Origin of the sequence: Streptococcus cristatus, from assembly GCF_003943505.1 — a bacterium.
Classification (GTDB): Bacteria; Bacillota; Bacilli; order Lactobacillales; family Streptococcaceae; genus Streptococcus; species Streptococcus cristatus_E.
Genome location: NZ_RJPS01000017.1, coordinates 1 through 15,375, shown reverse-complemented (window position 1 = coordinate 15,375; position 15,375 = coordinate 1). Strand labels below are relative to the sequence as shown.

Here is a 15,375-nt window from a genome sequence, read left to right as displayed (position 1 = left end):
ATTGATATCGTCAAAGACATCCAAGAGAGCTGCCGAGGACTTAGAGTCCAAGGCTCCTGTCGGCTCATCTGCCAGCAAAATCTCAGGCTCGGTGATAATGGCGCGGGCAACTGCCACCCGTTGCTTCTGACCACCAGAAATTTCATAAGGAAACTTTTCTTGCAGCTTGTTAATTCCCAGCTCGTTGCAGGTTGTAACCAGCTTTTGCATCATCTCGGTAATAGGACGGCGAGAGAGCACTAGTGGCAGGAGGATATTATCCTTGACCGACAGGGTATCCAGCAGGTTGAAATCCTGAAAGACAAAGCCTAATTTCTCCCGGCGGAAGCTGGAAGCCTGGCTGTTTTTGATAGTTGCCGTGTCAGTTCCATTGAGGAAAACACGGCCTTCTGTCGGCTTGTCCAGCATGGCGAGGATGTTGAGCAGGGTGGATTTCCCAGAGCCCGACTCCCCCATGATGGCGACATACTCGCCTTTCTCCACTGTAAAGTGAATGTCTTTCAGCGCCTCTACTTGGCTACCCTGAAAGCGGGTTTTATAAATCTTTTTCACATGTTGTACATCTAATAATGTCATTACTTGAACCTCTTTTTTATTTATGTTTGAAATGGTTATTTAGCTTATCTTTCAATACTTTATCAGCTAGCTCTGCTCTAAGATTACCCGAGTTGCTGACTTCCAATGAAAGCAAACTAAAAACGATACTATTATCATACCGAAAAGCCCGACAAGTTTCCATAAGCTAATCTTTCATTTTAGACGCTAATCTTACATTTTTGTCACTTAGCGTTCTTCCAGTTATGGAAAAACCTGATGTTCATTAGAGGGAGCTGGCTGTATGATTTGGCTTGCTTTGCAAGTGGGCCTCTCTAAACTTTCAGTTCCATTTGGGCAAAAAGGTGGTGAGGCTGGGACATAAGTCCTAGCCTCTCAATTGTCTTTGGATTGTCGAGCAAGATGCAGTGGTTAAGTGGGCTCTACTACGCTGATTTCATCAGCTTTTACAGCCCTACTCAACTGTGCGGAGGTAGGACGACGAAATAGAATTCTAACGAATTACCGATTTCTGTACCACTCTCCAGCCCCTTCACTGCATCTGCTTCTTAATGACTATATTGTAACCAGAAATAATACTGGCTTGATGCACAGCCCAGTCTGGTTTTTTCGATTTCTTCCTTAGAAATCTTTTGCGCTATTTGTGTCTTTTGTTTATGGTTGAAGAGATTTGTTTTCATAGTGGGCCTCCTTTTATTTGAATATTATTTATGATTTGTTTTTCTTACACCTATATGATATAAAATTCCTCGTCCTCCTACCATCGAATAACCTTTCATTTTAAGCTTTAAACTTACATTTTTGTCATCTTAAACAGAAATTTGACGATTGATAGTTCAGTTGCTCTATTTTCTACAATTCCCTAGGAAAAATAGCAAAAGAGGCTGGGACAAAAATCCTAGCCTCTCAATTGTCTTTGGATTGTCGAGCAAGACGCAGTGGTTGAGTGGGCTCTACTACGCTGATTTCATCAACTTTTACAGCCCTACTCAACTGTGCGGAGGTGAGACGACGAAATCGAATTCTAACGAATTACCGATTTCTGTACCACTCTCTTCATTCGACAGCTTTTGTTTTTTAGATCAATCCTCAACGAGACTCAATCTTCTTTTTTCTTTAGTTTTGCTACAAGACTAGCTACTAAGCCTAAAAGTCCCATTCCTGCCAGCGCTGCTAGCTGTGCAGAACGGTTCCCTGTGTTTGGCAAACGACCACTGTCGGTTTGACTTGCTTTTCTAGCTTCCGATTTTGTTTCTTCAGCCTTTGTTTTTTCTTCTTCAGCTTTTGCTGGTGCTTGAGCAGATCTTTCTGCTGCTGGCTGAGGCGGACTTTGACCGTTCTCAACTTCTACAATCCGAGTTTCGCCCTTACCAGTCTCTTCTGGTTTTTGAGGAGTCACATGGTGAGTTTCAGGTGATGGCTGAGGCGTCTCTTTCTTCGTTCCGATGAGTATGATTTGATCTGTCGGAGCTTGGAGAACTTCTCTTAGTTTTTCTTCTCGCTTGCCATCTGGATAAACCTCTGTGAGAACTCGTTCCTGACCATTTTGGCCTTCTTGAACTACACGACTTTCTCCTAGTTTGAGCGTCGGATCCTCTTTTTCAACTGTTTGGAAGTTGAGCTCTTGTTCGAGGACTTCTAGACTTGGCAGTTCCTCTTGGACAGCAGCTGCAGTTTTCCCAGTCACTGGTTTTTCCTTGGTAAATTGGATGCGGTATTCCTTGACCTGCTTACCATTTTCTGAAACAAGGCGCACCAAGACTGGCAAATGATCATCTTCACTATCCACAACCGTTGAAGCTACTTGGTCGCTTTCTGCTACTGTAATCTTCGGACGTTGACCTGTATAAGTCACTTGATAATTCTGACGCTCTTGAGAGAAGTCTGGCAGTTCTTTTCCATTTACCAAAATCTTAGAATTTGTACTTTCCTTAGCCAATTCACTTGGTGCCAAGAAGGTCATCTCCGTCAGAGCAACTCCATTCTTGTCATCTTTTCTTTCCATCCGCCATCTCATCGCTTTAGACTTGACAGCGTTAAAGCTTGCTGTAAGTTCAGTGCCTGCCTGGATTTCTTGATTGATGTTATATGGTACAGCTTCCCAGTTGTCAGGGTTGTTAAACGGATGATTCGGTTCGTAGGCTTGGTAGTTTGAGTAATAGACAGGGGCATCAAAATCTGGTCCAACATAGCGCTCTAAAACAAGCTTAGAAGGTGCATCTGTTCCACTATCGGCAAAGAAGCGCAGTTTGGCTTGAACGACCGTCCGCTTGACAATCTTGCCTTGATTCTTGAAGATAACACCTGCTGAGACTTCTGGATTCACCGATGGAGTAGCAGACCAGTTAGTCCAACGACGACTGTCATCATGATCCCCATCATTGATATAGTCCACACGGTCATGAGAACCTGGATCAATATCATTGGTTGCTGAAGCAAAGGCTTGATTGCCATTTTCATCATAATATGGATTGTCTGACACAGACGCGCCTTGCTTATCGGTCACTCGGACAGAGAGCTCGACAGGTAGGCCACTACCTAGAAGGCGCCCTCGAACAGTGAATTCACCAGCTTTTGCCAGATTTTCAGCCGGAACTGGCTCCCACTCTACAGTCAGGTCTTTGACTTCATAGTCTGATTTACCAGTGAAGTAAACAGGAACTTTGTTTGGCAAGTCTAGGCTTTGACCTAGGTGAAGCAAGCGAGACTGTTTTACTGCTGCTACTGGCTTGCGAGCCAGCAAGTCTTTATCATTTGTAAAGTGGAGACGGTATTCCCCGAGGATATCCCCATTTTCTGCCTTCACGACAACACGAACAGGATCTCCCTCATGGACACTTGGCACGACTGTTGCCAGACCATTATTGCTGACACTAGCAGTTACTGCTGGTACTTGCCCGTCATTAGCTGGGAGATAATAGTCAGTCAAGCTTGGATTAAAGTTTGGCAAGTCTTGACCAGCCACTTGGATGCGGGTTTCTGCCTCTTTCGCTGCAGCCACTTGTTTAGAGAAGATTTGGACTTCTGTGATCGAGGTTCCCCACTTGTCATCCGCTCTCACCATACGAATCCGAACCGCATAAGTATCGACTTTATCAAAGTTAAAGTGATTCATTTCCCCAGCTTTGAGCTGATCTGGAGCTTTGAGGTTGGTCACTGGTTTCCAGTTGGCATCATCGTTGAAGACATGCTCTTCGCTTTCGACAAAGCTAGGATTCTTAGGCGCAGTCGGCACAGTCTTGCCAGCATAATACTCGATCACGTAGGATTTCGGAGCCCCAACGCCGTGATCTTCGTGGAAGGCTACGTTCAGATTGTCTACTGCCCGCTTGGTCATAATACCAGAATCTCCAAAGAGAACGCCTACCGAATCTTCTTCCCGTCGGTTCCAGTTAGTCCAACGATTGGCTGGTTGGTCATTGTAAGAAATCACCTTATCATTGACATAAGATACTAGGTCACTTGGATTAGAGTCCGAAGCAAAGGCCAGTGGCAATTCTGAACCTGTCCATTGGTCAGAAATATTGGCTCCATTTTCGGTCTTAGCAGAGACACAGACATGGAGTTTGGTTGGCAATCGAGTACCTTCTACCTGACCAGTGACCGTGAAGACGCCTTCTTTTTGATATTGACTTGACGAAATAACGTCCCAAGTAACTTTTGCTGAGGAAACTTGACCATTTGAATGGTAAGTTCGGACACTCTCTGGCAGGTGTGGTGCTTCCGCAAGTGGGGTTGTCACGCTGACTTCCTCTACTGCGACAATGCCTTCCACAGACACCTTAGCACGCGCTTCCTGCTCAATACCTTCAACTTTTCCGACCACTTCAAAAGTATGATAGCGATCAAGTTTTTCTTTTTCGACAGCCTGCCAAGTAACCTTATGAACTTTAGGGAAGCCTTTATCGTACTCAACCGTCACAGTTGTTGGCAGTTTTGGTTCCTGATGCAAGTCTGTTACCACATGGACTGGGCGGACTGCTTGAACCACCTTCTTCTCCGTATTGGCTTGAATCGTTAACTCCACTTGCCCTTCAGCACCGTCATACTCTGCTTTCAAAGTCACATTTCCTGGCTTGTGTAGTTCTAAGCTTCCTTTACGAACGGCAACTTCTCCTTCACCTTTCGTAGAGAAAGTCACCTTATCTGCCTGTAAAACTGCCTGAGTGCCATCTTGATAGTGAGCCAAAACAGTTAATTGGACAGTCTGGTCTTCTTTGAGCTTATCAGCTTCTGCCACTTGGAGATTCAAATGATCAATTTTCGGTGCTTCTTCTAGGAATTGCACTGCATAAGTTTGCAGGGCTCCGCCATCTTTGGGCTGAACATAAATATTTGCGCGCATACCGTTTGAAGCACTGGCTTGAACCACAGTCACATCCGCATTTTCAGCTGTAGCTGCTACTGAAGGGAGCTGCGCTCCATAGGAAAGGCTCTGATAATGGACTGGTTTTTGACTAGTCAGATCCGATACTGCCTCACCACCCACAGTCACTAGTGGCGTCACAGGGCCAGCTGCTTCCCCTTCTTCCACGAGCAAGGTAGCAGTAATAGTATCGCCTGCTAGATGACCTGTCATTGGAATACGAGAACCTGCCACAGACAGTTTGGCTTGATCTTCTGGCGCGATTTCCCATTTATCTACATCATAATGTTCGACACTGCCGTCAGTTAGAGCAAGAGGGATCGACTTATCTACACTGCTCAAGTCCGTTCCAGGAGCTACTCGTTTGATGACTGGCAATTCTCTTTCAACAGCTAAAACTTCCACACGTGCTTCTACTTGGCGACCGTCTGCCTCTCCTTTGACGGTTACAATACCTGAATGGCTAACGTCTGCTTGCGACCAAGTCACAGGGCGTTCCGCACGACTACCGTCACTGTAAACAAAAGGAACTGTCGCTGGCAAGCTTGGAGCTTGTCCCAAAACTGTGCGAACTTTTGGCACTTCTGTACCTAAAACGGTCTTTTCTTTCTGCTCATCCTTACCGGTAAAGACCGTCACTTGGTCTGATTTTAATAAACCAGAATGGGCAGTCAGTGTGAATTTACCTGCTTGGTCTGTTGATTTGACAATGGCAACTCCTTTACCGTTAAAGGCTTTGCGGATCCAAGAACCGTCTGCTTGTTCCTTGTAACGTTCACGACTGGCTTGCTCACCATTGTCTACACCGACAAGCTGGCCTTGTCCATGCAACTGGAAGCGAACGAGGTTATTAGCTGTTGGCACGACATTGCCGTCACGGTCGACGATTTCATAGTAGATATAGGTCAAGTCTTTTCCATCTGCTGCGATAACGTGCTCTTCCTTAACCAAGCGCACTCCTGCTGGCTGACCTGCTGTGACAATCTTGTCGCGGGCGATTTCTTTACCTTGATCGTCACGAGCTACAGCTTCCAAAGTACCTGGCTGATAAGCTACTTTCCACTCAAGGTAGAGCTCTTGAGGATTTGCTCCTTCTTGGTAGCTGCGGCCGTCGCTGGTTTCTTTTTTATTAAATTTCTTGACTCCCAAAGATTGGTTGTTCAAGTACAATTCGACGCTAGCAGCATTGGAGTATGCACGGACTGGTATTTTATTTTCAGCATCTGCAACATTGTCTGCCAAGTCTTGATCTTCCCAGTTCCAGTGAGGAAGCAGGTGAACCATTGGTTTCTTCTTAGCTGAAATCCACTGACTTTGGTAAAGGTAATAGTCATTTTTCGGAATGCCCGCCGTGTCTACTATTCCGAAGTAAGAACTTTTCACAGGTGTGTTGTTTTGGTTGTGCCAAGGAGTTGGCTCGCCGATATAGTCTGTACCTGTCCAGATAAATTGTCCTGCATAGCCCGCATTGTCTCGGTCAAAGGTCCAAGAAGCGGTTGCCGTTTTACCCCAGCCAACACGGTCATTTCCATAGTCAGACTGCTCATAGTTGCGCCAAGACTGATTGCTTCCGATCCATTCTTGCTCTGGATGGAAATAGCTGCCACGCGTACGAGTTGCCGAAGATGTCTCAGAACCATAAATCAACCAGTTTGGATGTTTGGCACGTAAGGCTTTGTAGTTATCTTCTGAGTAGTTCAAGCCAACTACATCCAGTTCATCTGCGATCTTCTCATGACCACCACTACCATCACCAAAGCGGAATTTGTCAGCCCCCATCGTGACATAGCGGGTCTTATCAACTGACTTGATGACCTTGACCAGACGTTTAACCGTCGCTAAAGAATGAGCATCGCCGTTTGCTTCACCGATTTCATTTCCGATCGACCACATAACAATAGCAGGATTATTTTTGCCTCTTTCAACCATGGTCCGCAGGTCATAGTCAGACCATTTTTCACCCTTTTTAGCTTCTGGGTGAGTCGCATCTTTTTCAAAGAAACGTCCGTAGTCATAAGGCTTCTTGCCTCCATACCAAGTATCAAAAGCCTCTTCTTGGACCATCAGACCCAGCTCTGCCGCAATCTGCAAAGTCTGTTCGCTGGCAGGATTGTGGGTCGTACGAATCGAATTGACCCCCATTTCCTTCATCTGCTTGAGGCGACGATACTCTGCCTTATAGTTTTCTTCTGCTCCTAGAGCCCCGTGGTCATGGTGCAAGGATACTCCGTGGAATTTGGCCTTCTGGCCATTGAGAGAGAAGCCTTCGTTTGGCGTCCAGTTGTAATAACGATAGCCAAACAAGTCTTTCTTAGCATCGACTAGCTGACCATCACGATAGACCCGTGTTACCAGCTCATACAAGGCAGGCTTATCATTAAACACGGTCCACAGTTCCGGCTTTTCTACTTCTAAACTTGCCTGGATGGTACTGCTTTCGTGGGCTTTTATTTTTTGGCTAGCAGTGCGGATTAGGTCTGTGACTGCTTCTCCGCCACGTCTGACAATCTGATACTCCGCAGTGATTTCATGGTCTTTATCGTCTGTATTGACAATCTTACTGGTCACATGAGTAGCAACCTTACCGTCTTGTTGTTTCTCAAGTTCTGGCGTTAAGATAGTTGTACCATTTTTCTCAACATGAACCTTATCTGTCACTTGCAAACTCACATCACGGTAGATCCCGCTTCCGGAATACCAACGGCTGCTTGGTTGCTTGTTGACAACGTGCACAGCGATGACATTTTCCCGACCATCTTTGTGGAGGTATTGAGTAATATCGTATGAAAATTGGTTGTAGCCATTTGGATAATGCCCGACCAGCTGGCCATTGACAAAGACCTGCGAATCCATATAGACACCATCAAATGTGAGACGAACATTTTTATCAAGGTCTTTTTCGTCTAATTTCAGAGGCTTACGATACCAAGCATCTCCACCGTTGAGCTGGCCACCTTCGTTTTGTGCAGGTGATTCATGGTCAAAATCAAAGTGGATACTCCAGTCATGAGGCAGATCCAATTTTTTCCATGATGTGACATCCGTCTCAGCTTGGATAGCTTCCTTAGCATTAGCATTTAATTTAAAGTGCCAATTCTGATTAAAATTCACTTTTCTATCTTCGATCATTTGGCTCACTTCTTCCTTGGTCGCAGATTTTATCTCAGGCTGCGCAGCTTTTTCTTGAGTAGCTTCTTGGCTATTCTCTTTTGCTCCATTTTGAGTTGCTGCTGAAATGTCCTCCGCCGCTTTAGAAAGCTGAGGATTTTCTTCTTTTTTCTCCTCCTGAGAATGCACAACAGGCTCAGCTACCTGACTTGTCACTGGTTCAGCAGTCACTTCTTCCTCAACGGGATTTTCCTCCACAGGCTTTTCTGCAGCAACCAGCACCCTTGTTTCCTCGGCATAAACTGGATTCGCTCCCGCCACACTTGCTCCAAATAAGAGGAAGCACGTCCCAATAACTATCGAGCAAACGCCAATAGAAAACTTCCTTATGCTGTAAACTCTCTTTCGATTCCAATGATCCTTTCCATAGGATCCTCCTTCTTTTTCTTTAGTAAACGCTTCTATTTTTCAAGGAAGCGCTTTACCTTTTTATAATCGTTTCCCTCCTATTTTATAAAACAAGATAGCTTATCTCAATAAGGCAAGAAGCATTTTTATATTTTTGAGCGTTTTTCCTAAAATTAGGAGAAAAACAAACTTTATCGAACATTCCTATAAAAAAGATGAGCCATTGTCACCCATCCTTTTCCTATAGATTTATCATGTAAATAATCGCTCTTAGAGTTTAGCCAAGTATTCCTGCACAAGTTTGATGTCCGCTTCCTTGCCACCTCGGTCAATATCGCAGATATGCGCCAGCCCATATTTTTCGATAATCAAAGCTGTCGCCCCGCAGAAGGTCCGACCATGCTTCACCGAATCTCCATTATTGACAAAACCTTTAATCAGGCTTGCATTTTTCTTAATAAATCGCTTAGTGGACCAGGGAATTTTCCCAGCACCTGCATTTCGCGTAATGAGAATGCAGGGTTCTTCCAACTTTTCCTTGATGCTTTGTGTCGGATAGCCCAGCGATTCTGCAAATCGCTTCCCAACACCCGTTACTGAATCATAAACNATAATCATTTNNTCNNCCTACTTTCTCAANANAAGCACTGCCAGAAAAGCAGCAAAACCTATGACAGCCACATCCGCTATCAGTTGTAAGAGAATTTCCAAATCAGGCATACTGTGAATATAGAGCAAGATACTGATCACCGTCAAGGCCAAGACCACCAGCTTGATAGCTACTGCTACGCCTGGCATCACAAGCGATCCAAGCAAGATACAAATAAGACCACCAATCAAAAAAGACTGAAAGCCCAAACTTAGGCCAAAGCCAAATTCCACCCCACCATAACCAAGGGTCAAAAGACCAATCACAACTAGGCAAAGACCAAAAATAGCCCTTCCACTCAACATATTTCCACCTTGTTTCATCATTATTTCCTCACTTTCTAGTTTGAATAAATATTATGTACTATTCATTCCAGGATTGTCTCTAATTTAATTAATCTATCACTCTATCTCACACAAATCCACCCCCTTATCTGAATGAATATTTTTATAAATTCATTCAGATTATCTTCCAAGAAAAGGAAATTCTTATTTAGCAAAAATTCCCTTTAAAAAATATTTCACCAAGGTCTCGATACTCTCAAAATAGCCTGGAAAATCCTGCTCTGTCACATGCATGTCAATGTAGTAGATCAAATCGTAAGCCTTCATGATTTGGGCGACTTCCTCCTGTGAAAAGCCCTTCTCCTGCAAGCGCTGGCTGAAAGTCCGAATCAGAAACTGGTGAAAGGCATTGGCCGCGCGGCCAGCATCCTGATTATAGTAGTCGTGCAAGATCTGAGAAATGCCCGGCTTGCTCCACTCAGCCAAAATTTTATTAGGCGAAATCAACTCAAAAGTGACTGCAAAAAGCTGTTCAACGACTGCCTCTGGCTCACCCTGCCAATCCACGCGCTGCATGGTTTCCTCACGTATGCGGTTATTCTCCGCTACATAAACCTCTAAAAAAATAGCTTCCTTGGACTCATAATATTTATAAAAGGAGCCGACAGCCATGCCAGCACGCTTTGTAATATCTGAAATGTTTGTCTTTTTATAGCCCTTCTCAGCAAACACCTGCCTAGCCTCAGCCAATAATTCAGCTTTTTTATCCATAACCTTCTCCTGTTGTGAATGAATTTAATTTTCTATTCATTCAAATTATAACACTTTAAAAATCTTTGTCAAGAAAAGCGGAAATCGTACTTTGAAAGGAAGACGGCAGTTTGAGATAATAGCTCCTTTGTTAAATAAAAAAACAAACAAGTTCTCGATAAAACTTGCTTGCGTCTTGGATACATTAGTGTTTTCTACGATTTTTTAAGGCCTCGTTGATTTTCTTGGTTTTGATCATCGAATCGACGGAGATAAGAAACCAAACCAAGAGGTAAATCAAAACAAAGTTTAGCCAGAAGAACCAGCCGAAAAGCATATTTCCCCAGCCATTGCAGATCACAGCCAGACAAACGATGGTCGCTGTCACTACAAAGTGGCAGAAAAGTAGGAAAGGAAATGGAAAGCGATCTGTCGCATCAAAGATATAGCTTGCAACTCCAATCAAGGCGCTGACAAGGAGAACACTGAGAATAGAGCTAGGAGTCAACGAAAATGTTTTTCCTGAGAACAGGCCTACCAGCAGAAAGACCAAACTACCTGTTCTCAGACCATCCTGCATACCGATAAGAATTTTTTTAAAGGTCATAATTTCTCTCCTAAATTCCCAAATAGTCCATAAGCAGCTTGACATAGCGGCGACTGACGTCGGTTTTGAGCTGATTGGTCAGCTTAGCAGTCATATTGCCAGAAAAGCTATCCGACAAGGATTCCAGATGATCGATGTTAATGACTGCGTGGCGAGATACCTGGATAAAATTGCGACTATTGAGACGATTTTGAAAGCGAGTCAGCGTTTCTGTCGTTGTGTAAATGCCCTCGGTACTGTAAATCATAAGGGTTGTCTGATTAATATCGGCCAAGATAATATCCTCTGTCTTGAGCATGACCAACTTATCATCCGACTTGATAGGCAGGACGCCACTTGGACCAACCTTGAAGTTTTCCAGATAGTCTAGGACGGTCTTGGCCTCACCAGCTAGCTGATCCGCTCTCACGACCACCAGCGGGTCTTGGGAGGAAATCTGAGCATCTTCTTCAAATCTTGTCTGCAAACCTAATCCTCCTACTTTCTTTACTTGAAGCTCATCCGTTGATTCAGCAGCCAATTTTGACCTAGCCAGAACAGGGCTGCTGCAGTGAGCACTACTCCAACTATATAGTATGTTTCTTGGCTTGTCAAGAGTTTTTGCCATTCGATACGGATACCCAGGAGCTTCTCAAATTCTTGCTGGAGCTGACTCTGGTCCGCAAAAACTTCAGTCAGAGAATCCTTCATCAGGACCTGTCTGAAAAGGGAAGCCATGTAGGTTGAGGGAGTCAGTTTCATGAGATTTTGAGCCAGGCTGGGCAGAGTCCCAATCGGAATATAGGTTCCCACTAGAAAACCAGAGGCCGCACCAATGACCGTCGCGTACTGTCCCAAGGAATTCACCGATTTGAAATAAGGAACAACTAGCGCATTGAGGAGACTAGCCAGCAAGCTATTGAGCAGCATGAGGCAGACCAGCTGGGGAAGCAGCGCCCAGTCAAAGGAAATCTTGTCCGCTAGGATAAAGTAGGTCAGCATGACGGCAAACATGAAGACTTGCATGACAAAGCCAATCACAAAGGCACTGATTAGGTAGCTAAATCGCAAGCCCCATTGCCCCAAATCTGTGATAAAGAGGTCAGCGGTCACCTTTCTTTCTCGGTCTTCAGTTTGTTGCGAAAAAGCTGATAGGGTGGTTGTCAAGGCGGTGACAGCCAGCGTCCCGCTAATCAACCAAAAGTCGAGCAGTTCCGCCGCATGGCTACTGTCTGACCAAGTGCCTTTCATGTTGTTCTTTAGAAAAACTAGATATAAAACAAAGGGAATAATGGCTCCAAAGAGAGAGAGGATCACCCCACTATGATTGCGAAAATAGAGTAAAAAATTTCGTTTGATCAACATTAACATTTAACGTACCTCTCTTCCTGTCAGGGACATAAAGGCATCATCCATCGTCCCTGCTTGAAATTCAAATTGTTCAATATAAGAACCAATCTGGCCCAGCAAAGCCAAGGCTTCCTTAGTCGTCTCAGGATAAAAGAAAAATTCATTCTCCTTGCCTTGTTCCCATTCGCAGCTAGTCGGTAAAGCGGCCTTCAATCCCTCTGAATCTTGGGTCAGAACCCGCAAAACATTGCAGGCATAGCTCTCCTTGATCTGGTCAGCAGAGCCTTGGGCAATGACCTGACCATGATCTACGATGTAAATCTTATCTGCGTCGTCAGCTTCATTGAGATAGTGGGTAGTCAAAACTACGGTCATATTTTCCTTCTGCTGCAAGTCTTTGAGCAGCTTCCAAATGCTTTCTCTGGTCTGGATATCCAAGCCCGTCGTCGGCTCATCCAGAAAAAGTAGGTCAGGGCTATTGAGCAGCGCACGGGCAATGTCTACCCGTCGCTTTTGTCCGCCAGAAAGTGTCCCATAGCGCTGTTTAGCAAAGTTAGTTAGCCCCAGTTGCTCGATTAACTGCTCAATCTTGCCAGTCTCCACCTGCTTGTACTGCTTAGCACGGATTTGCAGATTTTCAACTACTGTCAAATTGGCATCCAGCACACTATTTTGAAAGACCACGCCCAGCTTGGTTTGTTCTGCATAAGTGATTTGCCCAGATGTCGGCTGCAAAAGTCCAATCAGCATCTGAATCGTTGTCGACTTTCCTGCGCCATTTGGCCCTAAAATGGCTGTAAAACTACCTGCCTCAATTTCTAAATTCAGGCCATTAACCGCTACCTTATCGCCATAAACCTTGCTTAGATTTTTCGTTTCTACTAACATGATATTTTCTCCTGTCTTAACTTCTGAGACTATGATAGCAAGTCTTTTTTGAAAAATCTCGGCTTTTTGGACAAGCGGTAAAATGAGAGAGATGAGTGGTAAAAATCGAGCCACCAAAAAATCCCCGACCAGAGGTCAGGGATTTGCTCTTAGCGGGCGACAATCTTGCGGTAACTGCGGGAAGTTAGTAAGAATACTAAAATATAGGTCAGGAGGAAGACGCCGCAAGTCGCAAGTGTTGTCTGAATTAAGAGAGGTAGATTGGTCACACCTAGTAGGGCAACTATCAAGCGCAGCATATGAAAGACTGCTGCTATATGTAGAAAAGCAAAGATGAGAGGTAGGAAGAAAACAGTCAAAATCTGCTTGCGAATGGTACTTCTAGTCTGCTTTTCATCTAAACCAACTTTTTGTAAGATAATAAAGCCATCACGGTCTTCATAGCCTTCAGAGATTTGCTTGTAGTAAATCACGAGAACAGCTCCTAAAAGGAAGATAACGGAGAGGAAGACACCGATGAAGAGCAAGGTTCCAGTAAGTTCCTGATAGCTCTTTTCTGCGCTATGACGGTCACTAGCCATTGCGTAGCTACCATCTTGGACTTGTTCCTGATCCAAAGTATCTCTCAAGGCCAGCTGGACTTGGTCGACAAACTTTTTACTGTCCTTAGTCTCTGAAGCAACCCCAATGTAGTAATAGTGTGCAACATTTAGTCCAACTTCTTTACTATCATTGACCACCATATAGAGACCCTGTTCCATGGCCACGTCGTTTGGATTAGGGATTTCCCCATGCGTGAAATTCGACGGTAAAAGCTGCTTAATCTTCCAGTCTTTACCATTTAATCGGAGAGGTTTATCCTTATTTAAGGAAACATTTTTTCCATAGACAAGAGTTTCATCATCTGCCAAGTCTATCTTTTTCCCTGTCATTTTTTCATAATCCTGACGATTGATGACCGTAATCGTACCAGCAGACTTGGTCAAGATACTTGGATCCGAATCCAGCTCGCTTTGCATTGGAACCGTCACATCATTACCAGCTAATTTCATGATGAAGGCTGATTGATAGAGATAGGTAGTATAGCTTGGCTTCTTCAGGCCTGTGTTCTGAGCTACTTGCTGAACCTTATCCAACAGAGCTTCCGTCTGGTCAGTTGAGTTCGGCAGGACGACGCTGACATTATAATCCTTTGGATGCAAGGTAGTAATATAATCCTGACCTCCAACATAGATATTGATTGTACCAACCAGAGTCACTAAGAGCATGGTAGATAGAATGGAAATAGTTGCCAAGCCCGCTGCATTTTTACGCATCCGCGAGATGAGATTGGAAACAGAAATGAAATTCTGCGTTTTATAATAGTAGCCTTTGCGCTTTTTGAGAAATTGCAATAGTGTAATCGAACCTGCATTAAAAAGCAGATAGGTTGCTAGGATAACCATGATCACGGCTATAAAGAAATTGCCGATAGCAGCGACAGGCTTGGTAACGGTCAAAGCCATGTAATAAGCCACACCCATGAGCAGGAGCCCCAGCAAGGTTTGCACCCAAAGGAAGCGTCCCTTCTTCTCGCCTGCTTTCTTTTCTTTCATTAGGTTAAGAGAGCTATAGCGTAGAAGGCGAGTCGAGTTAAGCAACAAAATCACCGCAAATGCGACACCTAGACTGACTAGAGTCATCCAGACATTTTGCCATTGGAAGGTCGAGGCAAGAACTGCCGGCATTCCCATCAATTTCAAAAGAACGGCGTAGAGCATCTTATCTAAAGCTAGTCCAGACAAGACTCCCAGACCGACCGTGCCCAGATAAAAGACACAGAGCTCAAAGAAGGTCATAAGTAGCAGGTGGCGTTTTTCCATCCCCAGCACGCTATAAACACCGAGCTCCCGCGAACGGTTCTTCATAACAAAGCTATTGGCATAGGTGATAAGGATGAGCACCGCAATCTGAATGACCTGGATACCAAACTGCAAGGTCATGCGAGCCGCTGTACCACCATAAGAGCTCTCCATATTAGGGCTATGAGCCAGTGAGACAAAACTATACAAAATCGCTGTTGCCAGTACCGTTGCCAAGGCAAATGGATAATACAAACTGCGATTTTTGATCAGATTTGATAAAGCCAGTTTACTTGTTAGTTTGAACATAGTCGCCCACCTCACTTGCCATGACCGTCAATGTATCGGAAATCTCTTGGAACATCTGCCGCTCAGTCTTGTTGCCGCGGAAGATTTGATTGTAGAGAATCCCGTCCTTGATAAAGAGCACCCGCTTGGCCCGACTAGCTGCCGAAGTCGAGTGGGTTACCATGAGAATGGTCTGGCCCCGGTCATTGATATCGTCAAAGACATCCAAGAGAGCTGCCGAGGACTTAGAGTCCAAGGCTCCTGTCGGCTCATCTGCCAGCAAAATCTCAGGCTCGGTGATA

At 44.7% G+C, this 15,375-nt stretch carries 10 protein-coding genes and 2 pseudogenes; all 12 read right to left on the bottom strand.

The annotated features are described in order from the left end of the window. On the bottom strand, positions 1 to 576 hold a 576-nt coding region (locus D8792_RS10555; protein WP_142999393.1), incomplete at its 3' end, for an ABC transporter ATP-binding protein. 527 nt (positions 577 to 1,103) lie between these two features. Next, complete coding sequence (locus tag D8792_RS11770; protein WP_260470300.1) at positions 1,104 to 1,235, bottom strand: hypothetical protein; 132 nt, start codon at positions 1,233 to 1,235, stop codon at positions 1,104 to 1,106. Positions 1,236 to 1,654: 419 nt separating this feature from the next. Next, positions 1,655 to 8,494 (bottom strand): LPXTG-anchored adhesin/beta-galactosidase BgaA, encoded by a 6,840-nt coding sequence (gene bgaA / locus D8792_RS10545; RefSeq protein WP_125373988.1) that lies wholly within the window; start codon positions 8,492 to 8,494, stop codon positions 1,655 to 1,657. Between the two features lie 213 nt (positions 8,495 to 8,707). Then, positions 8,708 to 9,055, bottom strand: coding sequence for a class Ib ribonucleoside-diphosphate reductase assembly flavoprotein NrdI (locus D8792_RS10540; protein WP_125373987.1), 348 nt, complete (start codon positions 9,053 to 9,055; stop codon positions 8,708 to 8,710). Positions 9,056 to 9,064: 9 nt separating this feature from the next. Beyond that, positions 9,065 to 9,412, bottom strand: a complete 348-nt coding sequence (locus D8792_RS10535) for a hypothetical protein (RefSeq protein ID WP_185758449.1) — start codon at positions 9,410 to 9,412, stop codon at positions 9,065 to 9,067. Between the two features lie 162 nt (positions 9,413 to 9,574). Further along, positions 9,575 to 10,141, bottom strand: coding sequence for a TetR/AcrR family transcriptional regulator (locus D8792_RS10530; RefSeq protein WP_125373986.1), 567 nt, complete (start codon positions 10,139 to 10,141; stop codon positions 9,575 to 9,577). Positions 10,142 to 10,325: 184 nt separating this feature from the next. Beyond that, positions 10,326 to 10,727, bottom strand: coding sequence for a DUF3021 domain-containing protein (locus D8792_RS10525; RefSeq protein ID WP_125373985.1), 402 nt, complete (start codon positions 10,725 to 10,727; stop codon positions 10,326 to 10,328). Positions 10,728 to 10,737: 10 nt separating this feature from the next. Further along, positions 10,738 to 11,193: a LytTR family DNA-binding domain-containing protein gene (locus D8792_RS10520; protein WP_125373984.1), complete on the bottom strand. Its 456-nt coding sequence runs from the start codon at positions 11,191 to 11,193 to the stop codon at positions 10,738 to 10,740. A 20-nt stretch (positions 11,194 to 11,213) separates the two neighbouring features. Further along, complete coding sequence (locus tag D8792_RS10515; RefSeq protein WP_125373983.1) at positions 11,214 to 12,077, bottom strand: ABC transporter permease; 864 nt, start codon at positions 12,075 to 12,077, stop codon at positions 11,214 to 11,216. Positions 12,078 to 12,295: 218 nt separating this feature from the next. Next, positions 12,296 to 12,944: pseudogene (locus tag D8792_RS10510) on the bottom strand (ABC transporter ATP-binding protein); the annotation flags it as partial. 149 nt (positions 12,945 to 13,093) lie between these two features. Further along, entirely contained in the window at positions 13,094 to 15,094 is a 2,001-nt protein-coding gene (locus tag D8792_RS10505) for an ABC transporter permease (protein WP_125373981.1), read from the bottom strand. Then, positions 15,075 to 15,375, bottom strand: a pseudogene (locus D8792_RS10500) (ABC transporter ATP-binding protein); the annotation flags it as partial. The gene D8792_RS10505 and the pseudogene D8792_RS10500, both read right to left, overlap by 20 nt.